General features: G+C 37.5%; 27 protein-coding genes and 1 tRNA gene. 14 read left to right on the top strand and 14 right to left on the bottom strand.

The genetic code is table 11. The annotated features are described in order from the left end of the window. Nucleotides 1–113 precede the first annotated feature (113 nt). Both EZ456_RS05960 and EZ456_RS05955 read right to left on the bottom strand, forming a co-directional pair. Nucleotides 114–560, bottom strand: a complete 447-nt coding sequence (locus tag EZ456_RS05960; RefSeq protein WP_131528270.1) for a hypothetical protein — start codon at nt 558–560, stop codon at nt 114–116. Nucleotides 561–601: 41 nt separating this feature from the next. Beyond that, a complete protein-coding gene (locus tag EZ456_RS05955) occupies nt 602–1,372 on the bottom strand; it encodes a queuosine precursor transporter (protein ID WP_131528268.1) in 771 nt (256 codons plus the stop codon). Between the two features lie 211 nt (nt 1,373–1,583). Here EZ456_RS05955 and EZ456_RS05950 point away from each other — a divergent pair, with 211 nt between their 5' ends. Beyond that, a complete protein-coding gene (locus EZ456_RS05950) occupies nt 1,584–2,810 on the top strand; it encodes a multidrug effflux MFS transporter (RefSeq protein ID WP_131528266.1) in 1,227 nt (408 codons plus the stop codon). Nucleotides 2,811–2,879: 69 nt separating this feature from the next. Here EZ456_RS05950 and EZ456_RS05945 read toward each other — a convergent pair whose 3' ends face one another. Together EZ456_RS05945 and EZ456_RS05940 are read right to left on the bottom strand one after the other, a co-directional pair. Next, the gene (locus EZ456_RS05945; RefSeq protein WP_205945035.1) at nt 2,880–3,569 is read right to left on the bottom strand and encodes a PepSY-associated TM helix domain-containing protein; all 690 of its coding nucleotides are present in this window, start codon (nt 3,567–3,569) and stop codon (nt 2,880–2,882) included. Next, the gene (locus EZ456_RS05940; protein ID WP_131528264.1) at nt 3,535–5,067 is read right to left on the bottom strand and encodes a DUF2271 domain-containing protein; all 1,533 of its coding nucleotides are present in this window, start codon (nt 5,065–5,067) and stop codon (nt 3,535–3,537) included. Before EZ456_RS05940 ends, EZ456_RS05945 begins: the two co-directional genes overlap by 35 nt. Before the next feature lie 280 nt (nt 5,068–5,347). Between EZ456_RS05940 and EZ456_RS05935 the strand changes: the two genes are divergently transcribed. The 5 genes from EZ456_RS05935 to EZ456_RS05915 all read left to right on the top strand — a co-directional run bounded on the left by EZ456_RS05935 (nt 5,348) and on the right by EZ456_RS05915 (nt 10,291). Continuing rightward, nucleotides 5,348–6,493 carry a methionine aminotransferase gene (locus tag EZ456_RS05935; RefSeq protein ID WP_131528262.1) on the top strand — a complete coding sequence of 382 codons (1,146 nt, stop codon included), beginning with the start codon at nt 5,348–5,350 and terminating at the stop codon, nt 6,491–6,493. A gap of 20 nt (nt 6,494–6,513) precedes the next feature. Further along, nucleotides 6,514–7,320, top strand: a complete 807-nt coding sequence (locus EZ456_RS05930; protein ID WP_205945034.1) for an amidohydrolase — start codon at nt 6,514–6,516, stop codon at nt 7,318–7,320. 229 nt (nt 7,321–7,549) lie between these two features. Beyond that, the gene (locus EZ456_RS05925; protein WP_131528260.1) at nt 7,550–8,584 is read left to right on the top strand and encodes a N(4)-(beta-N-acetylglucosaminyl)-L-asparaginase; all 1,035 of its coding nucleotides are present in this window, start codon (nt 7,550–7,552) and stop codon (nt 8,582–8,584) included. Nucleotides 8,585–8,625: 41 nt separating this feature from the next. Beyond that, nucleotides 8,626–9,504 (top strand): YegJ family protein, encoded by an 879-nt coding sequence (locus EZ456_RS05920; RefSeq protein ID WP_131528258.1) that lies wholly within the window; start codon nt 8,626–8,628, stop codon nt 9,502–9,504. 25 nt (nt 9,505–9,529) lie between these two features. Next, nucleotides 9,530–10,291, top strand: coding sequence for a copper homeostasis protein CutC (locus tag EZ456_RS05915; protein ID WP_131528256.1), 762 nt, complete (start codon nt 9,530–9,532; stop codon nt 10,289–10,291). 17 nt (nt 10,292–10,308) lie between these two features. Here EZ456_RS05915 and EZ456_RS05910 read toward each other — a convergent pair whose 3' ends face one another. Next, the gene (locus EZ456_RS05910; RefSeq protein WP_131528254.1) at nt 10,309–11,139 is read right to left on the bottom strand and encodes an IS982 family transposase; all 831 of its coding nucleotides are present in this window, start codon (nt 11,137–11,139) and stop codon (nt 10,309–10,311) included. Nucleotides 11,140–11,847: 708 nt separating this feature from the next. Between EZ456_RS05910 and EZ456_RS05905 the strand changes: the two genes are divergently transcribed. Then, nucleotides 11,848–12,372 (top strand): nuclear transport factor 2-like protein, encoded by a 525-nt coding sequence (locus EZ456_RS05905; protein ID WP_131528252.1) that lies wholly within the window; start codon nt 11,848–11,850, stop codon nt 12,370–12,372. Between the two features lie 330 nt (nt 12,373–12,702). Here EZ456_RS05905 and EZ456_RS05900 read toward each other — a convergent pair whose 3' ends face one another. The 3 genes from EZ456_RS05900 to EZ456_RS05890 all read right to left on the bottom strand — a co-directional run bounded on the left by EZ456_RS05900 (nt 12,703) and on the right by EZ456_RS05890 (nt 15,110). After that, nucleotides 12,703–13,095 carry a DUF983 domain-containing protein gene (locus EZ456_RS05900; protein ID WP_131528250.1) on the bottom strand — a complete coding sequence of 131 codons (393 nt, stop codon included), beginning with the start codon at nt 13,093–13,095 and terminating at the stop codon, nt 12,703–12,705. Nucleotides 13,096–13,208: 113 nt separating this feature from the next. Next, nucleotides 13,209–13,793 carry a Crp/Fnr family transcriptional regulator gene (locus EZ456_RS05895; RefSeq protein ID WP_225876477.1) on the bottom strand — a complete coding sequence of 195 codons (585 nt, stop codon included), beginning with the start codon at nt 13,791–13,793 and terminating at the stop codon, nt 13,209–13,211. Nucleotides 13,794–14,123: 330 nt separating this feature from the next. Beyond that, on the bottom strand, nt 14,124–15,110 hold the full coding sequence (locus EZ456_RS05890) for a D-alanine--D-alanine ligase (RefSeq protein WP_131528248.1): 987 nt from the start codon (nt 15,108–15,110) through the stop codon (nt 14,124–14,126). Nucleotides 15,111–15,300: 190 nt separating this feature from the next. Here EZ456_RS05890 and EZ456_RS05885 point away from each other — a divergent pair, with 190 nt between their 5' ends. The 6 genes from EZ456_RS05885 (at nt 15,301) to EZ456_RS05860 (ending at nt 19,417) form a co-directional block, all read left to right on the top strand. Further along, a complete protein-coding gene (locus EZ456_RS05885; RefSeq protein ID WP_131528246.1) occupies nt 15,301–16,071 on the top strand; it encodes a PASTA domain-containing protein in 771 nt (256 codons plus the stop codon). An 18-nt stretch (nt 16,072–16,089) separates the two neighbouring features. Continuing rightward, a complete protein-coding gene (gene mltG, locus EZ456_RS05880; RefSeq protein WP_131528244.1) occupies nt 16,090–17,145 on the top strand; it encodes an endolytic transglycosylase MltG in 1,056 nt (351 codons plus the stop codon). Continuing rightward, nucleotides 17,145–17,552, top strand: coding sequence for an acyl-CoA thioesterase (locus tag EZ456_RS05875; protein ID WP_131528242.1), 408 nt, complete (start codon nt 17,145–17,147; stop codon nt 17,550–17,552). The genes mltG and EZ456_RS05875 overlap by 1 nt, the downstream gene beginning before the upstream one ends. Nucleotides 17,553–17,560: 8 nt before the next feature. Continuing rightward, nucleotides 17,561–18,553: a YihY/virulence factor BrkB family protein gene (locus EZ456_RS05870; protein WP_131528240.1), complete on the top strand. Its 993-nt coding sequence runs from the start codon at nt 17,561–17,563 to the stop codon at nt 18,551–18,553. Nucleotides 18,554–18,648: 95 nt separating this feature from the next. Beyond that, nucleotides 18,649–18,735, top strand: a tRNA-Ser gene (locus EZ456_RS05865). A gap of 232 nt (nt 18,736–18,967) precedes the next feature. After that, nucleotides 18,968–19,417: an SRPBCC family protein gene (locus EZ456_RS05860; RefSeq protein WP_131528238.1), complete on the top strand. Its 450-nt coding sequence runs from the start codon at nt 18,968–18,970 to the stop codon at nt 19,415–19,417. 99 nt (nt 19,418–19,516) lie between these two features. Here EZ456_RS05860 and EZ456_RS05855 read toward each other — a convergent pair whose 3' ends face one another. Both EZ456_RS05855 and EZ456_RS05850 read right to left on the bottom strand, forming a co-directional pair. Next, nucleotides 19,517–19,948, bottom strand: a complete 432-nt coding sequence (locus tag EZ456_RS05855; protein WP_131528236.1) for a DUF1801 domain-containing protein — start codon at nt 19,946–19,948, stop codon at nt 19,517–19,519. A 206-nt stretch (nt 19,949–20,154) separates the two neighbouring features. Beyond that, the gene (locus tag EZ456_RS05850; RefSeq protein WP_131528234.1) at nt 20,155–21,069 is read right to left on the bottom strand and encodes a pentapeptide repeat-containing protein; all 915 of its coding nucleotides are present in this window, start codon (nt 21,067–21,069) and stop codon (nt 20,155–20,157) included. A 365-nt stretch (nt 21,070–21,434) separates the two neighbouring features. Between EZ456_RS05850 and EZ456_RS05845 the strand changes: the two genes are divergently transcribed. Further along, complete coding sequence (locus EZ456_RS05845; RefSeq protein ID WP_131528232.1) at nt 21,435–22,448, top strand: zinc-binding alcohol dehydrogenase family protein; 1,014 nt, start codon at nt 21,435–21,437, stop codon at nt 22,446–22,448. 331 nt (nt 22,449–22,779) lie between these two features. Here the strand turns inward: EZ456_RS05845 and EZ456_RS25280 are convergent, their stop codons facing one another. The 4 genes from EZ456_RS25280 to EZ456_RS05825 form a co-directional block, all read right to left on the bottom strand. Then, the gene (locus tag EZ456_RS25280; protein ID WP_131528230.1) at nt 22,780–23,079 is read right to left on the bottom strand and encodes a hypothetical protein; all 300 of its coding nucleotides are present in this window, start codon (nt 23,077–23,079) and stop codon (nt 22,780–22,782) included. Nucleotides 23,080–23,121: 42 nt separating this feature from the next. Beyond that, entirely contained in the window at nt 23,122–23,679 is a 558-nt protein-coding gene (locus tag EZ456_RS05835; protein WP_131528228.1) for a hypothetical protein, read from the bottom strand. Nucleotides 23,680–23,831: 152 nt separating this feature from the next. Continuing rightward, a complete protein-coding gene (locus EZ456_RS05830; RefSeq protein WP_131528226.1) occupies nt 23,832–24,248 on the bottom strand; it encodes a helix-turn-helix domain-containing protein in 417 nt (138 codons plus the stop codon). A 133-nt stretch (nt 24,249–24,381) separates the two neighbouring features. After that, entirely contained in the window at nt 24,382–26,310 is a 1,929-nt protein-coding gene (locus EZ456_RS05825) for a polysaccharide biosynthesis protein (RefSeq protein WP_131528224.1), read from the bottom strand. Between the last annotated feature and the right edge of the window lie 12 nt (nt 26,311–26,322).

Raw genomic sequence — 26,322 nt, 5'->3', positions numbered from 1 at the left:
ACATGTTCCAAAATAAAACAACAAAATGATTGATTTAAGAACAGTACGGTTTTATGAATATACACTAACTATGCCTGCAATGATACACAGCTGCCGATAAGTTATGTGAGCTATTATGGTTTAACCTTGATATATTTTTCGATAATTATCCGGTCTACCCTAGCTTTTTCTACCTTTTCAATACCTTTCTGAATCAAAGTATCTTTATGGATGGCGAGCTTAAACTTAAAAGTCTTCCCTTCCCAGTCTTTATTTTTATAATATTCCAAATGCTCGGTATAATCGTCTTTATCTAATACAAAGCTTCCACCACCGGCATCAAAACTACTTGTATCTTTAGAATCAAGGCTATGTTTTAAAAATGCAAAATGTGTGTTGTTAAACATCTTGATCATTTTCAGTTTGCCAGAATAATCTGTTGTTTGGCTTGTTCCGTTTTCGATGGTTGTAGCCGATAATAGCTGCCATGTACCCTGAATATTAAGCTCCTGATCATTTTCGTTTTTACCAGCACAAGAAAATAGTGAAAGTACCGCCAGTAGCATTAAAATATTTCTCATAAATCGGATGTATTATTTGGTTATTGCGTTGTTGTAAATATTTATCCCCTACCAGCCATTTTGATTAGCTTATGCGCGAGGTCTTTCCCTAAATAACCATCAATTATGGCGTGTACGATATATAAAATCGGGGTCATTAAAATAGCAACTACAAATTTATAGGTATATCCTACTAAGCCAATTGCAAAAACCTGTTGCCAGCTATAATGGTATTGAGGGTTTATGTAAAATGCAATAAATATGACCACAAAACTATCAATAAACTGAGAGACCAAAGTAGAGCCTGTGGCACGCAACCAAAGCGCCCGCTCCCCGGTTATTTTTTTAATTTTATGGAATATCACTACATCAACCATTTGCCCGATAATAAAGGCGGTAATCGATCCTACAATGATCCACATCCCCTGCCCGAATATTCCTGCAAAAGCATTATTCATATTGAGGTCTTCTCCATTTATATTTTGATGCACCCAGAAATCGGCAGCGGTTAAATGCATAGATCCCCAGACTACAAGAAAGGCAAATGAAATTAATATGGCGGTAAGAATGGATAGGAATCGAACCTGTTTAACACCAAAATATTCGTTTATAATATCCGTCATAATGAAAATAATTGGCCAGGTTAATACGCCAGCCGACATTACAAAGGATAGATTCGGAACACCTAGTAAATTGATATCGATTTTTTTAAAACCCAGCGTTTCTTCAACACTGAATAATTTAACTCCAATAAACTCTGATAGTATAGCGTTTGCTACAAAAAAGCTACCCAGAACGAGTAGTAAACGGCTTTCTTTTGTCTTAAAAGTCATAGACTATAAATCTATAAATAAATAGGAGATTTAACATAGAGATCATCATATTTTTAATATAGATAACTCAAAGATTACAAAGCTGCGCCATTTACACTTTAGCTTTAATTGGTTAGCAATAAAAATATGATTTTTACAATCGTTCGACCGTAGAAATAGGTTAACAACTTAAATCTCCCAATCTTTGCGCCATCAAAATCTGGTAATCTTCATGGCTAAAAAACAACACTTCTATCTCATACTCATTTTAGGTTCATTGGCTGCCCTTGGCCCTTTCTCTATCGACATGTACTTACCTGGTTTTGTTGATATTGCAAAGGATTTAAAAAGCAATGAATCGACTGTAGCCCTTTCACTATCGAGCTTTTTTATCGGAATTTCTGCTGGCCAGTTATTATATGGTCCGCTGTTAGATAAATTTGGAAGAAAGAAACCGCTCTATTTTGGTTTGGCACTTTATATCCTGGCCTCTTTTCTCTGTTTGGCGGTAACTGATGTTAACCAACTGATTGTTTTACGTTTTGTACAAGCCATTGGAAGCTGTGCCACGGCTGTAGCGTCGGTTGCTATGGTGAGGGATCTATTTTCTGTAGAAGAAAGCCCTAAAGTATTTGCTTCCTTAATGTTGGTCATCGCTGTTTCGCCTATGCTTGCCCCAACTGCAGGTGGCTACTTAATTTCGGCCTTGGGCTGGAAATATGTGTTTGTATTTTTAGGATTGATGGCCGTTTTAATGCTATTGGCTTCAATTTTCAAACTACCGGAGAGTTATAAACCCGATCCAAATTATTCTTTAAAACCAAAGCCAATTCTAACCAATTTCTTTACGGTTTTAAAAGAGCCGCAATTTTATACTTATGCTTTAATTAGCTCAATCACCTTTTCTGGTTTATTCGCTTATGTATCCTCATCTCCTCAGGTATTTATGAAGATCTATGAAGTAAGTAAAACCGGTTATGGTTGGATTTTCGCACTGTTATCAGTATCGTTCATTGGTTCAAGTCAGGTAAATAGCTTAATACTGAAATGGTTTACCAGCAAAAATATTGTAACCTATGCACTTATTGCACAATGTATTTTTAGTTTAATTTTTTTGGTTTTTGCTTTAAACAATTGGCTGAATCTATATTCGACAATCGGTTTTATAGCATTATTCTTGGCTTGCTTAGGTTTAATTAATCCTAATGCTGCTGCCTTGTCGCTCGCACCATTTACCAAAAATGCGGGCAGTGCATCTGCCTTGATGGGTGCCTTACAAATGGGATTAGGCGCTTTGGCTTCCGTAATGGTAAGTTTATTTAGCGAACATTCGGTTGTACCCATGCCATTGGTAATGACGGCAGCTGCGTTTATCGCTTTAGGCTGTTTGTTAATCGGTAGAAGGTTTATCACGACTGAATTAGAGGCATCGTCTGATGCGGCTGTTATAGCGCATTAATAATTTACCACAAAGGCACCAAGAACACAAAGAGATAATCTCAATGCCCTTAGTACCTTTGTGGTTAACTTATGGTACAAATAACTTGTAAATCAAATAGCAGACTAATGTACCTACTGCTGCGATGATGAAGCCACTTAATCGTTTCTTTTTGATAAAACAGATTAAGATAATTCCTGATATAGATACCAAGGTCATCAGCACTGCCGAAATATCAATAATCCACGACCAGGCTTTACCAGAATCCCTACCTTTATGCAGATCATTAATCACGGCCACAGCGCCAAACCTGGTTGTGGTTAATTCGTATTTACCAGTTTCGCGGTCTATAAAAGAATCAGCCAGGTAGCCAGGTCCATTAAAGGTCAGACTCACTTCCCTATCATCTATTCTAAAATCGCTCAGTGCACCTTTAACCTCATGTTTACCTCTAAAAAACTCAACAATCTGTAACTTGTTGAGTTTATTGGTATCTGCTTGGTTTACCCATTTTAAGTTTACTGATCCAGAATCTTTAGTAACCACTTCCTTACCTGAAGTAAACCAATCTGCATGGTTTAAGGTTAAGCCCGATACTGCGAAGAATAGCAGAATCGTAAAACTCACCATCGATAAATAAATATGCAGCCAACGTGATAAACCCGCTAAACGTTTTTTACCCTTCCCCTTCCCGCTATCTTTTTTAACTTGCTTTTTTCCTAAACCATTAGGTGCAACGGTGATATTATTTTTTTGGGGTTCCGATTTTTCTGTAGTCAAGTGATGCTGATGTTAGTTCTGTATTTGGCGTTAATTCTACCTTTTTTGCCGAGCCTGTAAATTTCATTTCCTTAGCAATTACCTGATAAGTGCCATGCTCACGGGCAACTTCAATAAAAACCGTGTAAGTTCCTGCTTTTACCAATTTACCGCTATCGTCTTTTCCATCCCATGATAAGCTATATTTACCAGGTCCACGAGTAGCCGAACTGGTTGAGCTCAGTTTCCCTTCAGCTCCCTTTTTAAACTCATCGCCATTAGCACGGCTCCATGATTTTAAATCTGGCAACCAACGTGGTTTATTGTACCATATGGCAAGATTACGTATAGGAGTTTTAGCTGCATCTTCAACCCATACCGCCACAAACGGCCTACGAACACGTTTACCATCCTTAGATTCTATGTTGGCAATTTCGAAGTTTACGACTAACTCATATTTAGTATTCCAAAGTTTATCAGCTTTGCTTGCTTTTTCTAAAAGAGTAGCTGGTTTCTTTAAAGCAACTTCGTAATTAGCCCACGCTTTGCTTCTAATTTCTTTGCCCTCTTTAGTGATCAACAAGTATGCGATATCATTTCTAGTGGCAGTCATGGTTTCAATCTCGGTAAGCGAAAGCACATTAAAGGAAGTAGCTAAAGCACCTGCTTCACTCGCATTGGGAGCGATAACCGTAGCACTGATTATTTCTGAAACAGGTTTTCCTGTCCGTGGATCAACAATATGCGAATACCATTTTCCATTCACATTAAAACCTCTGCGGTAATTGCCACTGGTTGCCACGGCCATATTAGACACGTTGATTGTGGTTAGTGAAACATCATTTTCGGCATCAGCTTTAGGGTTGGCAATTTCAATAGCATCTGCCTGGTTTCCTTTAATTACCATATCGCCACCAATATTCACCACCACGTTTTCAATTCCAGGGCTTTGAATAGCTTTCTCTGCAGCTTTATTAATGATATAACTTTTTGCAAAAGAATTTAATGCTAATGGCGCATCATCCAAACGGGTAACCGTTTTATCTTGCTCATTTAATAGATAATGTTTTTGTTTAACCAAGGTAACTGCATGCTGCAATGCTTCAGCCGATGGTAAACGATTTTCAGCAGCTGCCTTTTTCCAAACATCGCCAATTACTTTAGCTGATGCATCAAGGGCGCCATTGGTTAATACTTTATAATTCTCAAATTGCTTTAAAACTTCAAACAAATCTGCCGAAACTTTGGTGGTTTGTTTACCATTGCTCATCCATTTACTAAACTCGCTGTTCGCTTTATAAGCACTTAAAATATCATCTAACCTATCTATTTCGTTTAATGCACGCGCTTCGGCTAAATCTGCATCGGCCTGATTGGTTGTTTTAAATTTTAATTCTAACGATGTGCCCAATACATTTTCGTAGTTGGAAACAAATGTTCTTAAAGATTTATTCGGGCTAACAAATGCAGATGCAATTATTACCAATAAAATGGCAACAATTAAGTGTTTAAATTTCATATTTAATTGATAATTGAGTTTTAAAATGCAAAGAAACAGGTTTATCTGGAATAATTTTAAATAAGAACAAATATATTTGAAATAATACAATTTTTTTGCCTAAAATTCGCTAATAGTAAGCTGTTTAATGCTTTTGGTTATTGACGTTAATTTGGTGCAAGGGTTTAATGATCCTAAAAAAGTTTTAATCAGGAATAATTGCAATTATGCGACTAAGTAACCGGGCTTTTGGTATAGGTTTTTACGCTTTAAGCTTTTTTTTGCTATTTTCGCTTATAAGATGCTTAATATACAATCTAAACTCCCTGGCGTAAGTACCACCATTTTTTCTGTGATGAGTAAACTTGCAGCAGAACACAATGCCATTAATCTTTCTCAGGGATTTCCTGACTATGCCTGCGACCCAAAACTAGTTGAATTGGTAAATAAAGCCATGCAAGATGGTTTTAACCAATATGCACCAATGCCAGGTTCTACTTTTTTAAAAGAAACCATTGCAGGGAAGGTTGAAAAACTATATAACATAAAATATAATCCTGAAACTGAAATTACGGTTACAGCAGGTGGAACCCAAGCTATTTTTACTGCATTGGCCGCCATCATCAATGCAGGTGATGAAGTTATCATTTTCGAGCCAGCTTACGATAGTTATGCCCCTACGATTAAACTTTTAGGAGGCTTGGTTAAAACCTACGAACTTGCCCCGCCCAGTTATACCATCGATTGGGATATGGTTAAGAAGTTATTTACAGCCAAAACCAGAATGATCATCTTAAATACACCACAAAACCCAACCGGTAGTATTTTATCATCAGATGATATGAAATCGCTTATTAAACTGATTACTGGCACCGATATTTTAATCTTAAGCGACGAAGTTTATGAACATTTAATTTACGATGAACAAAAGCACCAAAGTGTAATGCTCTACCCTGAATTAAAACAAAGAAGTTTCATTGTAGCATCGTTTGGTAAGCTTTTACATGCTACAGGCTGGAAACTTGGTTACTGTTTGGCGCCAGAGAAATTAACCAAAGAATTTAGGAAGGTACACCAATTTAATGTTTTCAGCGTTAATAGTCCCATGCAGCAAGCTATTGCCGATTACATTAAAGAACCAAAAAATTATATAGAAATAGGCAGTTTCTTTCAACAGAAAAGAGATTATTTTAGAGGTCTTTTGGCAGAAAGCCGTTTTAAACTTTTGCCCTGTAACGGTTCGTATTTTCAATGCGCAAGCTACAGCAACATTAGTGATGAAAAAGATACCGATTTTAGCATCAGACTGATCAAGGAATTTGGCGTGGCCACCATCCCGGTTTCTGCATTTTACCAAAAAGCAACCGACCATAAAATTATCAGGTTCTGCTTTGCTAAAGAAAACGCTACACTTGCCTTAGCGGCCGAGAAATTAAAAAACATTTAACCAGAATAAACCTATATACAATGGAAGCACCTGTTTACACTCAAATAGAAAATCTGAAAGTAACTGTCTTTCAGGCCTATCTTTTTTGGGAAAACATTGAGAAAAACCTTTTGAATCTGGCACTTAGATTATCGATGGGTGTAAGGGAGAAAACCGATATCATTATTTTACCCGAAATGTTTAACACAGGCTTTAGTATGAATTCTGAAGCCTTAGCTGAAGAAATGGATGGAAAAACGATGCAGTGGATGCAAAAAATGGCACACCAGTATAATTGTGTAATTACTGGGAGCATCATTATAAAAGAAAACAATCAGTATTTTAACCGTTTAATCTGGATGGAGCCAGATGGCAAAAACCAACATTACGATAAACGCCATTTGTTTGGCATGGGAGATGAAGATCAACACTTTAGTCCTGGTAAAGAAAAACTCATTGTCGAACTCAAAGGATGGAAAATCAGATTGGCCATTTGTTATGATCTGCGCTTTCCGGTTTGGTTACGTAATGTAGATCAGGAATATGATATCTTACTCTTAGTTGCAAACTGGCCAGATAAACGATCTGCACATTGGAAGGCATTAATTCCGGCCAGGGCAATAGAAAATCAAAGTTATGTTATTGCTGTAAACCGTGTTGGGCATGATGGAAACCAGATTTACCACAGCGGTTTATCAATGTGCCTGGATCCATATGGCAATACGGTTTATTACAAACCTGAAGACGAAGATTTATATACATTCAGTATTAATTTTGAAGAACTGGTTAAAATCAGGAGGCAATTTCCGTTTTTAAAGGATGCAGATAGATTCACTATAGTGAAATAATGACCAATATTCAAACCACAATGATCAAACAGAATTAATCGTTTCAACAATTTAGCAATTGCAGCATTTGAAAATAACCAATTATTCAAATCCTAATGATCAAACTCGAGCGATCGTTTCAACAATTTAGCAATTAAAAACAAACAATATCCAAATCACAATTTTCAAACTAGCTACCGATCAATTAAACGATTAGCCAATTAACCACTTCAAACAATTAACCTTACACATGTTTAACCGCCGCAAATTTATAAAAGCATCTGCCCTATCGGCTGGATTGTTGGCCATTGATAAAAGCAGTATTGCTGATGTAATTCCCCAAAAAACGCCGCAAGCAGCAAATTTCCCCATTGTGATTTCTACCTGGGATTTCGGGATTGCCGCAAATGCAGATGCCTGGAAAGTGCTATCATCAGGTGGTCGCGCCTTAGATGCTGTAGAACAAGGCGTTTGGGTTCCGGAGGCGGATGAGAATAACCAATCTGTCGGATATGGTGGTTTGCCAGACCGCGATGGCCATGTTACCCTCGATGCCTGCATTATGGACGAACTCGGTAACTGCGGCGCTGTTTTAGCGCTAGAACATATTAAACACCCCATCTCGGTAGCGCGTAAAGTGATGGAAAAAACGCCGCATGTAATGTTGGCTGGAGATGGTGCCTTGCAATTTGCATTAGAGCAGGGTTTTAAAAAGGAAAACTTGCTTACCCCTGCCAGTGAAAAAGCTTGGAAAGAGTGGTTAAAAACGGCAAAATATGCGCCAGTAATGAATATCGAAAATAAGCTTTACCAGAAAGCTGCTCCACAAAAACTTCCAGGAAACCAATACAACCACGATACTATTGGTATGCTCGCTATTGATGCTAAAGGAAACATTTCTGGCGCATGTACAACCAGTGGTATGGCGTATAAATTGCATGGAAGGATTGGTGATAGTCCAATTATTGGGGCTGGCCTTTATGTCGATAATGAAGTTGGTGGTGCAACCTCAACTGGCGTAGGTGAAGAGGTGGTAAGAAATGTTGGATCTTTTTTGGTGGTAGAATTAATGCGTCAAGGTTATACACCCGAAGCGGCTTGCAAAGAAGCGGTAATGCGCATCATTAAAAAGAAGCCCGAAACTGCAAAAAACATACAGGTAGGATTTTTAGCCATCAACAAAAAAGGCGAATACGGTGCTTATGCCATTCAGAAAGGTTTTAGTTACGCTGTTTGCAACGCAGAAAAACAAGATCTTTTAATCAAGGGCAAAAGCTATTATTAATATTGAATTATCCCAAACGATAAACAAAAATGAGATGGTAAATGGGATTATTATCTAAAATTTTCGGAAAGAAAAATGTTGCTGAACGCAAGGGTGAACCAGATATGGTTTATGTGCCAAGCGAAGACGAACGCATGAACTGGGCGATCGAAAAAGCCAATTTAACCCTTTGGTATTTCGAAGAAAGTTTAAAAAACCCACAAGAATATCAAAACTATTTTTCTATAAAAGTACTCATTACAGATGGTGATGAGGGCGAACACATTTGGTTAACTGACCCACATTTTGACGATGAAGGAAACTTATTTGGTACCGTTGGCAACGAACCTGTAAACATTCGCTCAGTAAAATTTAATCAAAAAATTGGCATACAACGCGATTTAATTTCAGATTGGATGATTATTGAAAATGGCAGGTTAATTGGCGGTTATACTATACGGGCCATTAGGGATGGCGTTGCGGAAAAAGAGAAAGCAGCATTTGATAACAGTATAGGCTTATATATTGATGAAGGAGTTGATCATTTCAAAGCCAATCTCGAAACACCGGAAGGCGCCATTCTGGCGATCGAAAAAGCATATAACAATAAAGATATTGATGCCGCTATAGCCTGCAAGGATTTTTTTGAAGAAGCTAAATCTTTACTTTCAGTGATGAAAATGGAGATTGATCAGGCTATTATCAACGAAACCGCCGAAGTACTTAAACTATCTTTCATCAATAATATAGAAGAACATGGTTTTCCTGATTTTTCTACTGTCCAAAATGCTTTTCCAGCGCGTAAAAAGGTTGATGACACCCACTGGGTAATTACAGAGGTATGCTGGTATCCAGATGGTGGAAAATCAGTACAGTTACTTAATGCCTATAAATCTTCGAAGGGATGGGTGGTTTTAGGACCAGCAGGACCACAGGAATAATACAAACTAATTTAAATATATTATAATGGATGAAGTGGCAATTGGTTGCTTAGAAGTATGTGCTAATTCTTATCAATCGGCATTGGCTGCCCAGAATGGTGGTGCGAAAAGAGTTGAGTTCTGTGATAACCTGGCAGAAGGTGGCACCACACCAAGTTATGCCCAAATTTCATTAGCTAAGAAAAATCTATCCATCGAAATTTGGCCGATTATCCGTCCGCGTGGAGGCGATTTTTTGTATTCTGAAATTGAATTTGAATTAATGAAAGAAGATATAAAAATCTGCAAATCATTAAATTGTGAAGGCATAGTTATCGGAATACTTAAGGCTGATGGCACTATTGATAAAGAAAGGTGCGCTGAACTGATTGAGCTGGCCAAACCTATGGAGGTGGCTTTCCACAGGGCATTTGATATGAGTAACGATATGGATCAGGCATTGGAAGATTTAATCGCACTCAAAATAAAAAGGGTGCTTACCTCTGGAGGTGCTTCTTCTGCAATTCTAGGGGCAGAAAAACTAGCGCAGCTTGTAAAAAAAGCAAACGGTAGAATTACCATCATGCCTGGTGCGGGTATAAATGAAAACAACATCAAAAACCTCATTGATCAAACTGGTGCCACACAATTTCATGCATCAGCAAAGGAATTTGTACCCAGTAAAATGGAATTCAGAAATACCGAAACCAAAATGGGTAGTATTGAGGATGAATATCGGTACGAACTCACCTCAGCAATAAAAGTAAAGGCTTTGGTTGATTGTATAAATTGTTCTATAAATAATTAATTAACTCAAGTTGTTAGTTATAATATTATTTTATTGAGTGTAAAAGCAAAGATGAACAGTGTAATTTTCAGGAGCCATCCTTTGAAAGTGACCGCATGGATCTTTCTAAGGAATAGTCCTTTGATCTCACTAATTGTTGTTTCCACCCTTTTACGCATATATTCCTTTATAAAGGCAGCGCTTACGCTATCTTTTCTTTTTGCATTTGACTTTCGGTGAACTTTTAAAGCAATCTGATCAGTTTCCATTAATTGATCCTCAATCTCATAATTGGTATAAGCTGAATCAGCAAACACTTCGCTTTCAGCAGGCAGTTCCATGGGTAACTTTTTCAATGCCTGAGCATCATGTTCACTCCCTGGAACAAACCCAAATCCCACAGGAATACCGTCTTTAGTAACCAATAGCGGCACTTTTACGCCATAAAAGTACCTTCGCATGCTTGTCTGTTTCCCGTGCCATTGTTTCCCTTTCAATATTTTGCAATTTGCTATACGAATATTATCACATACAGCAACAGGAAACGAATCCAATATATAGCTCATTTCGCAACTGATATGCCTGAAACAATAACCAATCTGCATGAACAAGCTGTAAATCAATTCGCTAACAGCATGTAACCTTCGGTTAAAACGGCTTTTGTCCAACATAAATGGTATCATTCCTGTCATCTTCATAAACTGTCTCGCTTTATCCTGATGACCACCGAAGTACAAAGAGGAAACAACTGCCGTAGTAATTACTTCGCTATCGCTAACCTGCCTGCGGCTATCTTCATAATGGTGGCTTGTTTTCAACAAATCATCAATAAAACAAAATATTCCTATAATTTTATCCTTTGTAAGCATCAAACTGAGTTTTTTAGTTGTCGTAAACCAAAGTTCTCTTTTTTGATGCTTATTTTTTAATCTTTATAACCCGCAACTTGAGTTAATTACAATTGTCATTCCTAACTTGATTGGGAACCACGAAGTGCTCATCGCAGATAATCTTAATATAACAAGCTTTAAGATTCCCGCCTGCGCGGGAATGACGCCGGATTTTCAAAATCAACTTTAAAATAGTCTTCGTTTGTAACCAGGACTTGCGAGATCTGCATTTGTAATGCGAAAAGAGTTTAAAGGCGTAAAATCGCAATTCACCTCCACAAACGAGGACGATATGCTAAAAATAATTACAGTTAGCTTGCTAGGAAAAGATTCATGCCTCTTTATACAGTCCTCTGTTATATAAACCCGGTAAAAGCGCCAGCCTCCGATCTTTTTATCGGAGCTATAGCGAATAACGGGACTGCTGTTCCCGAAGCATTACTAAACACTCATTTTCTAATAAAAAAACCTAATCATAAGATACGTGTATTATATTTTTATTCTCATTATGCTATAAATTGTTAAAATCATTTTTAGCATCCAATACTTTGAACTCGGTTTACTTTTGTTATCTATTTTATTTAGTCGTCCCTATTTCAGGTATGTAAACCCACGAACAAAAACTGTATACATTCAATTAATATTCAAGTAATTAGTTATATTTAATCAACCAATAAACTAATTGTTATGAAGAAATTATCATGCCTGATCATGGCTACCTTACTTTTTGCAGCATGCGAAAATAAAGAAGCTAAAACTACTGATACTGCAACAGCAGATAGCACCAAGTATCCATATACCATTAAGCAGGTGCAAAATTGGGAAATGAACCCCGATACCAAAAATGCAATAACCGCAATGACACTTATTAAAACATTCGAAAATTTAGATACGGCCAGTATGAGCAAGGTGCTTGCTGACAGTGTGGCCTTAGATGTGGATGGTTACAAATTTAAAGGTACAAAACCTCAGTTCCTGGAAGAAATACAGGGCGAATTTGATAAAATGAAAGGCTTTAAAATCGAAATGCATGATATGGAATCTGTGGTGAATAAAGATAAAAGTGAAGAATGGGTAAGCCTATGGTACAGCCAGGTTTCTACAACAAAAGAAGGTAAAACCGATACAGTGGCTTTATTTAATGATATTCAATTGAAAAATGGAAAGGTTGTCAGATTATCAGAATATGTTCAACATCCAATGAAGAAATAGCTAAAAAAAGAAGCTGTATAATAAATATAGACTGTAATCCTGAGGTTTAATTATTGTATAATAATCAATATAAATGACATGATTTTAAGAGAATAATAATCTTGGGTATCGTTGCGAGAAGGCTTTTTCGGCCGACGAAGCAATCTTTATGGAAGGATCACTGGCATGAAAGATTGCTTCGTCGTTCCTCCTCGCAATGACGAGCCTTTCTATTGGAGCCTGTCGAAGGACTAGATTAAATAGCCTTGGTAGAGTGTTTCGACAAGCTCAACATGACAAAACCTGAAGAGAAATTAGTTTTATAATACAGCCTTTTTTATCTATAATTTGCTAATCCCCACTTCCAGGAACATAATGCAAGCCTGGTGTAAGGTAATGAAGCAAAACAACTCTCGAATAGCGGTAATTAATTGGTGATAACAATAAAACACCGGTTAAGATTAAACTTACATAGTACCACAGATTTTCATAAATTAAAGGTAGACCTAAAACATACGATGCTACTCCAATAGTAATGATTTCGGCAACATTCATGGCATAACTTACAAACATCGCTACATAGAAAAATCCTGGTTCACGCTCAAATTTTAAGTTGCAATGCGGACAGTTAACATTTGTTTTTTGCAGTCTGAAAGAATAAGCACTCCCGGTAAAAATATCACCTTTACGGCAGCGCGGACATTTACATTGTACAAAAGCCTGGAATTTAGATAACTCAGCCATAATCTTCTAATTTAATAACACAAAGGTAAGTCTAAATTGAAAACTAATTTATGATCTACATCATGTTTGAAGGATTAGGGTATTGGTTCATTTCATGTATTCCCAATAAAACGCTAAACTTTTACTATTTTCCCTTTAATGATTTTGATCAGGCCTTTTTCAGCTAGAATTTTAGTGCTACGGATAACCGTCTCTACCCTTAAACCAGTCATATCGGCTAATTCTTGTCGCGTTACCTTTAAATTTTCACCTACAGCGATATCGTTAAGAAGGTAATTGATAATCGTTAACAACCGATGATCAGCCTTTTCGCTCGCCAATTCTTCCAGCATCATCGATTTATAAAAAAGGCGGTGACTTAAAGTACGAATCAGATCCATACTAAAATAGGGCTCATTCTTGATCAGGTTAAAGAAATCTTCTTTATTTACAGCAATAATCTGTGAATCTTTATTGGTAATGGTAAAAGCTAAATAAGGCCGATCGATTAATAATGCAGGTTCACCAAAGTATTGCCCCGTTTTAAAAACTCCTTGAATAAACTCCTTTCCTTCATCGCTAACCGTAACCATCCTTACCTCGCCTGATTTGATGAAATATACATAGCGCGGTTGCATACCGGGCTCATAAATAACAGAGTCTTTCGGGTAGTTTTTAACTTTTAAGCCCTTATCAATCAGTTTTTGGAAGTTCATCATAATTTAGGCTTTTCCCGAATGTGTATATCTAAGTGATTGATAAAAAATCTTGTGAGATCTTGCGTCATTCCCGTGAAAACGGGAATCTTAAAGCTCCACACACGACTAATTAACCTTTCTATTGCATTAAGATTGCCAGTCAAGCTGGCAATGACGGTCCGTGCTAAAGGGAATTGCAAAAGATGTGTCCAAACGTTAGGTGCATGTGAAAATCTTCAGACTATCATTCCAATATCCAACTAATACCACACAGATTTGTTTCGCAGGATGTCATCCCTAATTCTTTGTGTTTTTACTATCAAGTTCTCACAATGACAAAATTCACAAGGACTACCCCAATGTTTCCTTCATTAAACGGGTATAAAACTCTTTCAGTGTGATACCCATTGCAGCTACCTGTTGTGGAATGAAACTGGTTGCCGTTTGACCAGGAATGGTATTGATTTCAATAAAATAGAACTTACCAGTTCCTTCTTCCAGAAAATAATCGACACGTACCACTCCCCTGCAGTTTAGTTTCTTATATACATCCTTTACCACCTGTTGCACACGACTCACCTCTTCTTCATTCATTCTGCCTGGGGTAATTTCTTCCGTTGCGCCTGGAGTATACTTAGCTTCGAAATCAAAAAACTCATTTGCCGGAATAACCTCAGTAGTTGGCAAAACAATAATTTTCCCTTCAGCTCCAAAAATACCGATCGAAAACTCCCTGCCGCTCACAAACTCTTCAATTAAAATCTGATCATCCTCTTTAAAAGCTTTCTCTAAAGCACTTTCCAGATCATCGGCATGTTTTACCTTACTCATGCCAATGCTGCTGCCTCCACTGTTTGGTTTAACAAAATAGGGCAATCTTAGATCTTGTTTAATTTGATTTAAACTATAGTCTCCACCTTTAAATATCTGAACAGATTTTGCGGTGTACAAGTTATCAATACCTTCTACAACGGCTTTGGTATAACCTTTATTCATGGTAATTGATGAAGTCAATGCATCGCAGGCGGTGTATGGAATACCTAACATATCAAAATAGCCCTGCAATTTCCCATCCTCACCAGGAGAACCATGTATGGCAATAAAAACGCCATCGAACTTAATTTTTCTACGTTCAAGGGTTAAGGAAAAATCATTTTTATCAATTTCAATTTTAACAGAATCGGCAGGCTCATAAAACCAACCCTTTTCGTTTAGCATAATCTTATACACATCGTATAAATCCGGATCGATATTTTGGGCAATAGTGGCCGCGCTTTTTACCGAAACAACCCATTCGCCTGTGGTACCGCCTGTTAACAATGCAATAGTTTTCTTCATGTTAAAAATCCTTTTATAAATAGAAATTGAATATAAATATATCCTCAAAAATATAAATATCTTTGTGCTTTAGTAATATTGAACAAGAGAAATATTGAATGAAGGAATTAGCGAAGGATTGAATGGTGAATAGATTCAATAATTAAAATAGTTACATTTGAGCTTGCACGCATAACCCAAATTAAGATTCATGTCTAAATTTATAGATTATTTAAAAACCAAATCGTTTAGAAACAACATTTTAGCTGCAATAATAACCGTTGTTGTGCTTTTACTGGTCGCTTTTTTTAGTTTAAGATACTACACCAAACACGGACAAGGCCTAAATGTACCTATGGTAAAAGGCTTATCTTTTGAGCAGGCAGTTAAAAAACTCGAAGATGCCGGATTAAAATATGAAGTAGATTCTGTTTTTATTATGGATCAACCTGCCGGAATTGTGATTGATCAGGATCCTGATCCCAACACTTTTGTTAAAGATAACCGTACCATTTATTTAACCATTAATGCAGGTAAAACACCAAATACAAAATTCCCTGATATAGCGTTTAAAACCTTACGGGAAGCGCAGGCCATTATAGAGAGTTCGAGATTAAAACTTGGAGATACGACCTATAAGCCAGATGTAAGTCGTGATGTGGTTTTAGAAGCCTCTTTTGGCGGTCAGCCGATAGCTGCCGGTCAGGTTGTGCCTGTTGGTTCGAGGATTAACCTGGTATTGGGCGATGGTCGCGGAAACGAAGAAGTAGATATTCCACAATTAATGGGATTAACCATGGATGAAGCTAAATTTAGCCTGAGGGGCTCGAACTTGACTTTAGGCACCATTATCTACGATGGCCCTATTACCGATAGTGTGGCTGCTATTATTATTAAACAAGACCCTATGCTGGTTGATTCGTTAACCAAAGTGGCTATAGGTACCAAGATTAACATTACCCTATCTAACAAACAACAATAAACACGTATCATATTACAGATGACTGAAGTAGAAAAAAAGAACATGAGTACAGGCAAAAAGGTGGCAATAGTTATTGCACTTGCTGTTATTTTAATTGCTGGTTACTTTGCGTTAAATATGTACAGGCTTTACTTTGCCCCTAACGTTACCGAAAATCAAAAATATTTATATATCAAAACAGGAAGCAGTTACGATGATCTGATTGACGTGATTAAAAAGAAAGATCTGGTAAAAAGTATCTCTTCTTTTACTGCAGCTGCCGGAAAAATGAATTTAGCTACGAGTGTTAAACCAGGCCGTTACCGTTTAAAAAAAGGAATGACCAACCGCAGTTTAATTAACTTAATTAAAGCCGGAAATCAAGATCCCGTTAAATTGAAATTCCATAATATCCGTAAAAAGGAAAATTTTGCAGCCTACCTTGCCAGCAATCTGGAGGCCGATTCGTTAAGCTTTATCAATGTTTTAGATTCTTCGGCATTGATTAGCAAGTATGGTTTTAACCAGGATAATGTTTATGCCATGTTTATCCCGAATACTTACGAAATGTACTGGAATATTTCGCCAGTTGATTTCTTCGAGCGCATGCACAAGGAATACAATAAATTCTGGACAGCCGATCGCAAACAAAAAGCAGCAAGTTTAAACCTGAGCCCGGTACAAGTATATACCTTAGCTTCTATTGTGGATGCAGAGGCACTTTACGACAAAGAAATGCCAATTATAGCAGGTTTGTATTTAAACCGTTTAAATAAAGGAATATTGCTTCAGGCAGATCCAACTGTAATTTTTGCAAACAACGATTTTACAGTGAAAAGGGTAACTGGAAAATTACTACAGGTGCAATCGCTTTACAACACCTATAAATACGCAGGTTTACCTCCTGGGCCGATTATGATGCCAAGTATTAATGCAATTGATGCGGTACTAAACCGCGACAAGAACAATTATATTTACATGTGTGCTAAAGAAGATTTTTCTGGCTATCATAACTTTGCAGAAAATAAAGCACAGCACGAAATCAATGCAAAGAAATACCGCGAAGCTTTAAACAAAAGAAATATATTTAAATAATGTATAGCCACAGTACAAAAATCAGGGTTCGATATGGCGAAACCGATCAGATGGGTTATATGTATTACGGCAATTATGCACAGTATTATGAAGTAGGCCGGGTAGAAATGTTGCGCAGTTTGGGTATGAGCTATAGCTCGATGGAAGCTGATGGGATTATGATGCCTGTTTTGGAATTAAAGTGCAAATACATTAAACCAGCCCTTTATGACCAGGAAATTACAGTAAAAACAATCGTCAAAACCTTACCAGGCATCAGGATCTTTTTCGAGTACGAATTGTATAACGAAAAAGAAGAATTGATCAACATTGGGGCAACTACACTGGTGTTTGTGGATATGAAGAAAAATAAACCTACAAATCCGCCCGAAAATTTTATGGAAAAACTATCGGTGTTTTTTAATTAACAGGTATAATGAAATGGCTACACAGACAATTATTACATTTTAAGCTATATTCTAAGTTTATAGAATGGACCAAGGAATGTGTTTTGCCTGGTTTTAGTCCATTACCACTATATACGGTAGCCACATTTTTCTTTCGGGAGATTAGCAAAGCTACCTTAGTTAACAAAGCATCGTCTTTGGCCTATAATTTCATGCTGGCTATCTTCCCCGCTATTATATTCTTATTTACCTTAATCCCTTACATACCTAAAAAAATTGGCTTTCAAGATCAATTAATGTCTTTAATTGCCTTGGTATTGCCTACTAATGCCTATCTGGCTTTTGAAACGACACTTACCGAAATTGTAAACATTCAAAATGGTAGCTTGCTCTCTTTGGGTTTTGTATTGTCGTTATTTTTTGCCACAAATGGCGTTCACAATTTAATGGGGGCGTTTAACCGGTCATCGCTGATCGTAGAAACCAGAACATGGTTTAAACGAAGAATGGTAGCTATTGTATTAACTGTTATTATCGCTTTCTCTGTTATCGTGTGTATTGCGGCCATGGCTACAGGACAAATTCTACTCGATTATTTACAGAAAGAATTACATTATAAAGATGGGATTACGCTTTTCGCTATCAAGATTATTCGTTGGGCCTTATTGGGCATTTTATATTTTATTACAGTTTCTATTCTGTATAGATATGGGCCGGCACATTCAAAAAAGTGGCGTTTCTTTAGTGCAGGTTCCTGGCTGGCTACCATTTTAGCTTTCCTTACCATTTGGGGCTTTTCTTTTTACATCAATCACTTCGGTTCATACAACAAAGTGTATGGCTCTATCGGAACATTAATCGTAGTGATGATCTGGCTTTACCTCAATTCTTTGATTTTATTAATCGGTTTTGAACTAAATGCCAGCGTTGATGTAAGCAAAAGAAGTGTAAAGATTATCCGCCCTACCTTTAATTTGTTCAAAAAATCGGAGCCAATTGAAGAAAACATACAGAAAAAATAATTTTTTTCTCTCTCTGTGTTAAGTAATTATCAAGTTTATATAAAAAAAACGCATTCATAGTTTGCAGATTTAACTGGAGTTTGTACTTTTGCGSCGGAGAGTTGGCAGAGTGGTCGATTGCGGCAGTCTTGAAAACTGTTGACTTGTTAAAGGGTCCGCGGGTTCGAATCCCCCACTCTCCGCAGAAAATTTAAAGCCTGAAATCTTAGATTTCAGGCTTTTTTAGTTCAGGAAACTTCTATTCCATTCTAGTACAAATCTTATCAGCTATCGCAATTAACCCCTAATTAAGTCGCATTAGCCCCCACTTGCTTTTATTTTTTACTGCCATCTTTGTTATGACGGTGGAGCAGCAACCATTTAAAAACGGGCGAACCGAAAAGCCAGATGAGTAGGGTCAGAAAAATCTATTTTATGTCTAACAACAAAGTTTCATTACACAGAGTAATTAAAGCATCTCCAGAAAAGGTATACCGTGCATTCATCGAGCCTGTAGCGCTTGCTTCCTGGATGCCTCCTTATGGTTTTTTGGGTACAGTACACCAAATGGATGTAAAGGTGGGCGGTACTTTCAAAATGTCGTTCCAGAATTTTACTACAGGCAACAGTAATTCTTTCGGCGGCGAGTACCTGGAAGTTCAGCCGAATGAGCTGCTCAAGTTCACCGATAAATTTGATGACCCTAACTTGCCAGGAACCATTGTTAATACGATCAGATTAAAAAAGACTTCAGTAGGTACAGAATTAGAAATTTTACAGGAAAATATACCGGCAGTCATACCTGCCGAAATGTGCTACCTGGGCTGGCAGGAATCGTTAGAAAAACTGATCAAGTTGGTAGAACCAGAAATACCTGAGGGTTAATTCTTTTTTGATTGACAGTTATTTCTTATTAACAGAGCCTGTATCATGAATACAGGCTATTATCCTGATACAGTCTCTGTTTTTAGATCTGCAAGCACATTAGCCCTTGTCAGGAAATTTTTCTTTCAACCGTTTAATGGTTTCTCCCATCATTTTTTCAAGTACATCAATATTGATGTCGGATAGTTTATTGACATAGATACAGCCTTTACCCATTTTAAATTTCCCTAATTCCCCTAGCAAGGATTCATGCTCAGGAGTAGCCATATAAACATACAGTGAGATGGCGGCTTTACGAGGTGAAAATCCAACCAGGGGCCATTCTCCTTCCCGATTGCTTCTCTCAGATTTGTAGTGGTAAGCGCCAAAACCAATCATGCTCGCACCCCACATTTTGGCTTCAAAACCGGTGTAATCTCGCATGATTTTTAGCAGCTCAAAGCCATCTTTGCGTTTTTGTTCGGTTTCGGCAAATGAAGTAATAAAATCTTCAACATTTGCATCATTTAATGTGGTTTTTATCGCAGCCATATCTTAGTTAATTAAAGATTGTCAGTTTAGCCTGCTTTAAACAAAACTGTCGAAAATTTTGCCAATTGCTAGCCGTTCCAGAAATCCCGATACCCAATATAAGTAAATGAATGCTTAACGCAAAATGGCTGTTCTATTTCGAACAGCCATTTTGTTTTAAATACAGTGAGTCCTGAACAAAACCTAGTTTCTCTTATACCTACTCATTACACAAAGTTAACCTGCGCCAAGTCGGCGCCTAAACCTTTGAGTGAAGCATACGTGAGTTTATCCATTGTAGCCCCTTCAAAACAGATCGTTTTAATAGCCCGGTAATATTTATTGGTAAGGGCGAAAGTAGAGCGGAATGAGACATTTTTAAGTATTGCATTCTTAAACGTAGTTTCATTAAGCGCTGCATTGTGAAATAGAACCCCAATAAAAGTCTGCCCATCAAGGCTGAGTCCACGCAGATCGGAATAGTCGAAGTCTACTCCTTCAAACACGCAGTTTTCAAAGATTGTTTTCCTCAGATCGGTCTTGCTCAGTTTTACGGCTGTTAGTTTGGTGTTGCTGATTTTTGCACCGGCCAGTTCTAAAGCATAGAATTTTGTACGCACTAAAATGGCCTGATCAAAATTAGCACCTGTAAGATCAGTAGCCGACAGGTTGCAATCGGTAAGGTTTGCGCCTTGAAAATTGGCCTCACGCACATCGCTACCCAGAAACGAGCTGAAAGTAAGATCGGCGCCAGTAAAATCTGAACCACGTAAATTACTCCCGTTAAATTTTAGGTTGTGCGCAATAACGCCCGCAAAGTCGGTCTTGGCAAGTTCATTCCCACTGAAATTTGTCAGCAATTGTGGTTGTTCTGAACCCGTTACGCTATTGACTTCTGGTATTTCTTGTTCAACTTCTCTGGTATTATTTAGAGAAGATAGTGTTTCTGAAAAATAATTGAGGTCTACATCCAGAATCTTGGTGAGCTGGTTTAAGGTGATAATGTCTGGCATTGATTCTCCCCGCTCCCATTTCCCAACGGCCTGTGGACTTACAAATACATGTTCGGCAAGTCCTGCCTGAGACATGTTTATTTTTTTTCGTGCTCCGGCAATCTTGCTGCCGATCATTTTTGCATCCATATGTACTGTCTTTTTTAATCTTTCGACATTGCAAATGTAACCAGCCTGTTCGCTAAATTTAGCAAATTGGTCGCTCTTATTAGTTGTAATTACGCTACTTATTGTTGTTATTTGGCAACCGATGGTGGTGTTTAACGCGCAACAGAACTTCTAAAAGCTTTAATTGTACAAGATGCAAAACTACAGTGGCCAGATAATGTTATATTTGGTTCTGAAGATTGGGTGTACATTGCAACAAATCAACTGAATACTACGCCAGCCTTTACTGGAACTACAGATACTGGCAAAGCTCCATATTATATTTACAGTTTTAAAACAACAACTGCTAAAACTAGTTTAGCAATGATAACGATAATTGAAAAACAATGAAAGCTATAGGATTTAAAACCTCACTATCCATTACAGAGAAAGAAAGTTTTATCGAATTTGAAACCGCTGTTCCGCAACCAACCGGACGTGATATACTGGTAAAGGTAAACGCGATTAGTGTAAATCCGGTGGATTATAAGATACGCCAGAATAGTGCTAAAGATACGATATTGGAAAGCCCAAAGGTGATTGGTTGGGATGCTACCGGAACGGTAGAAGCTGTTGGGGAGACGGTTACTTTTTTTAAGCCGGGTGATGCAGTTTATTACGCTGGTGATCTTACCCGTAATGGCAGTAATGCCGAATATCAATTGATAGATGAACGTATTGTAGGTTTAAAGCCAAGCACGCTCAGCAATGCAGAAGCTGCTGCTATGCCCTTAACCGCGCTAACCGCATGGGAATCGTTATACGACCGTATCCGCATTAGCGACCAAAAAGATAAAGGAAAAAGTATACTCATTATTGGTGGAGCAGGTGGTGTAGGTTCAATTGCGATACAACTCGCAAAAAAAATAAGCGGGCTAAAGGTAATTACCACGGCTTCGCGTACCGAAACCAAAGAATGGTGCCTGGCTATGGGAGCCGATTTGGTGGTAGACCATAAAAACCTGATTGAAGAAATACGTGCGGCAGGCTATCAGGAAGTAGACTTTATACTAGATTTTGTTGATTTAAATGCTTATTGGGATGCGCTTGTAGAACTGATAAAACCACAAGGGCATATTGTTTCTATTACTGGCACAGCAGTTCCTATTGCGCTGAATAAGTTAAAAAATAAAAGTGTTACTTTTTCTTGGGAATTGATGTACACCCGTTCAATGTACCAAACCGACGACATGGAAGAGCAACACCATATTTTAAATAAACTTGCCGAACTTTTTGATAATGGCACGCTTAAAACTACTTTAAACACTACGTTGAAAGGATTTACTGCAGAAAACTTGAAAGAAGCACATCGCTTATTGGAAAGTGGAAAAACTATTGGTAAAGTTGTAATCGAATATTAGGGATTATAGGCTGCGAGTAATCGTCATTGCGAGAAGGCTTTTTCAGCCGACGAAGCAATCTTTACAGCAAGGATCACTAGCATGAAAGATTGCTTCGTCGTTCCTTCTCGCAATGACGACTTTTCTTTAGAATACGTCAATGGTAGCTTGTTGAAAGACTAGCCAAAATGCATGATAAAGCGTTTCGACAGGGCTCAACGTGACAGATCGGGATCCATTTTAACTAGATGTTACAGCCTTTATTCCTTACGCTAACCCCGAAACAAGAAAAGGCTACTCCTCTCGGAGCAACCTTCCCGTAATTTTTAATTGATTAAATAATCTGAGCGAGTTATTTTTTCCCATTCATATCCATAAAAATGGATTTAATACCTTCCAGGAGCTCTTTTCTCTCGCTTGCTAGCACCAATGGAAACCATTCGTCGGTATGTAATTCTACAACATGCTCATGAATAAGGTAGTGCCTACCAGATCTAACCCTTCGGCGATTACCAGGAATGATCGTTCCAGATAACATTTTGATTATAATTTTCGTAATCATCCTGATGTATTTCGGAGAATCCTCATATTTACAATCAATAAAAAGGATCCACAATCCGTTCATCGTATTGTATTGTATACTTGCTTTCATTTATGAAGCTTATTAAAGATGACTACTAAGGAATATCCGTTGTTATAAACTAAAGCCCCAGGCGATTCTGAAGCCTACAAAGTTGTTCGTATGGTCGCAGTGATAGAATTTGCCATTGCTTTCGTAGCGTAATCCGGCATCGATGTAATTATTGTTGTGCAGATAAAATATCATTCCTGCTTGCGGTGCGTATACAAATGCCGCTTTTTTACCTTCTACACAGTTTGTTTTATTTAGAAGGAAGGAAAAACCTATTTCCGATTGCAGGTAAAGGTTGCTTCTGTAGAAATATTTTAGGCCTGCTTTAACTGGCACAAGCTGTAAATCATCAACCAACCGTGAATAATTGCCTGATACAAACATGTTGTTGAATCCTGTATTTACCGTAGCGTATAAAATTCTTTCTGTAATGGGAAATTCTGCCTGAACGGAAACCCCAAGGGGCGCTTCGTATTTTTTAGCTAAGTAGCCAGTTGCCAAACCTGTTTCGATACCAACTGAGTACCGAATACCTGTACCACCATAAACCTGCGATTGTGCTTTTGCGCCTTGAAAAACGAACAATGGTAACAGTAGAGTTAATGCGTTAATTGTTTTCATGATTTCAAAATTTTAGTGAATAGAAATCCATCACCATAAAACGTGCTTATGGTGAATTATTTAGAGAGATACTATAAAAAAGGGAGAGTTCACCGAATGGTAAACCCCTAAGAAGATATTGGTTTAAAATAGATTAAAATACCAGCAATGGTTTAAGAAATAGACCGATTGTTATTTCTTGGCATAGTATGATGCGCAATAGTTTCGGAAGCGCTCTTTTCTATGTTGTTTTGGCTTAATATTTCATTGTATTTTTCAAGTAACTTGATGTATTTATTCATCCAGAAATATACAGAGTTTGCATCACCTTTGGCCTGGTCCTCACCATGTGCATCAAAAGCTTCGTGGATATAGTTACTGTTTTTAGAAAAAGTTTCGGGTAGCTCAACAGAGAAATCGTGACCGATTACGGTACCCACTTTCCAAATAATTTCGGGATTTAAGCTTTTCTGATCAAACCAATTGTAAATAGTTCTTCTACTTACATTTAATTTCCGGGATAATTCACTTATTCCCATTCTGTCTCTGCGTACAACACGCTCAAGAACTTGGCCTACATTTAAACTCATAGCAGTTAATTTAATTTAAAATAAACATTTAAATTCGATCAACAATCTGGGACGACTATTACTATTTAATGCAATTTAATAATTATTTCGCTAACAAAAGTAAAATAATTATAATAGGGTAATTTTACGGTAATTAATTGGCAACCAACAGGTCTAACTCTTCAAATCTTGAGTTATTACTGATATAATCGGGTATGATTTCCTTCATTTTCTTCACCATATTCAGATCATTCCCATCATTATTCAGCACAATCAGATCTTTAATAATCTGGTTAACATACACATAATTGTAAGCTACTTTCTGCGATATTTTAATTTTTGGATGATGGGTAGGTATAATTTCTTCATCAATGAGCAAGAGTTCTTCATACAGCTTCTCTCCTGGTCTCAAACCTGTAAACACAATATCGATATCCATGTAAGGGGTTAAACCTGCCAATTTGATCATATTTACAGCTAAATCGACAATCTTAACGGGCTTACCCATATCGAAAAGATATATTTCTCCTCCTTTACCCATGGCACCGGCTTCCATTACCAATTGTACAGCTTCTGGAATTGTCATAAAATACCGGGTTATTTCCGGATCGGTAACTGTAATGGGTCCTCTTTTTTCGATCTGGCTTTTAAATCGTGGAATAACAGAGCCGTTCGAGCCCAATACATTCCCAAATCGGGTGGTTACAAAACGAGTGCGGGAAGCATGTGTAGCAATTTCTCCTGTTGAAATAATCTCAGGAGTGTTTAATGACTGAATATAAATTTCGGCCAAACGTTTGGATGCCCCCATTACATTGGTTGGCTTAACCGCTTTATCGGTAGAGATCATTACAAACTTTTCTACGCCAAACTCCATTGATATATCAGCCATGTTTTTAGTCCCCAGCACATTCGTTAAAATGGCTTCAGCTGGGTTATTCTCCATCATGGGAACATGTTTGTAAGCCGCAGCATGGAAAACAATTTCAGGTTTATAGAGTTCGAATAATGTTCTGATCCGGTTTACATTCTGCACATTGGCCATAAATATCTTCACGTTCGCGGCCAGGAAGTTATCTTCCAGTTCGAGCTTTAAATCGTGAAGCGGTGTTTCTGCCTGATCGCAGAGAATTACCGATTTAGGATTGTACTGCAGGGCCTGCCGAACAATCTCTGATCCGATGGAACCCGCAGCGCCTGTAATCAAAATACATTTACCACTTAAGTCCTTCAGGATATTCTTTTTGTTGAGTTTGATCGGTTCACGTTCCAACAAATCTTCAATTTTCAGATCGCGTAATTGGTGTGAATCTAGCTTACCGTACAGCCATTTATCTGATGGTGGCACCATAATTACTTTAATACCCTCGTTAACACAGATATCGATGATTTTCTTTTTGTTTAAAGTATTTAGTGCATCTTCGGCAAAAAGTATCTTTTTTATATGGTGTTTTTCTTTTAATAGCGCTACCGAGCAAGAATGGTATACCTTTTTCTGCTCGAGGTATTTATCAACGCGATCTCTGTTATCATCAATAAAGCCAATAATGTTCAGGTTAGAATCTTCATTCTGTTCTATTGCTTTTTTGATCAAAATCGCCTTTTTTTCCGATCCATAAATCAGAATATTCTCTTTGGTTTCTGATTTGAGTTCTTTAAAGATGAAAAACACCCCTTTTACCAAAATACGCATGAGAATAAGCAGCGATGAGGAGATGAAAAAATTTAATATCAATGCTTTATCCATCTGGTGCCAAAGCAATTGAAAACGTTGCGAAAGTATTTTATTTACGCTTACAAAGAGTAAACTGGTTACAAATACAGCCAGAAAAACCCTTAGGATATCTTCGGTATTGGAATACCGTATAATGCCAGTGTGTATTCTTAAAGAAATGAAAACACCTGCAGCGATGAAACAATAAAGCGCTACATAAATAGCGTTGCCAGAGTTAAAAACGTCTACATAGCTTAACGTATTGGTTAAGACAATGGATATAAACAATGTCCAAACAACAATCATCTGGTCGATTAATAAAATTAACCACCTTGAGTGTGCTTTATCTGGGAAAAAGAACTTTTTCATAATTGAGAATCA

The organism is Pedobacter psychrodurus, from assembly GCF_004331735.1.
GTDB lineage: Bacteria > Bacteroidota > Bacteroidia > Sphingobacteriales > Sphingobacteriaceae > Pedobacter > Pedobacter psychrodurus.
The sequence above is the reverse complement of the archived record's forward strand: the minus strand, read 5'-3'. Positions and strand labels throughout refer to the sequence as shown.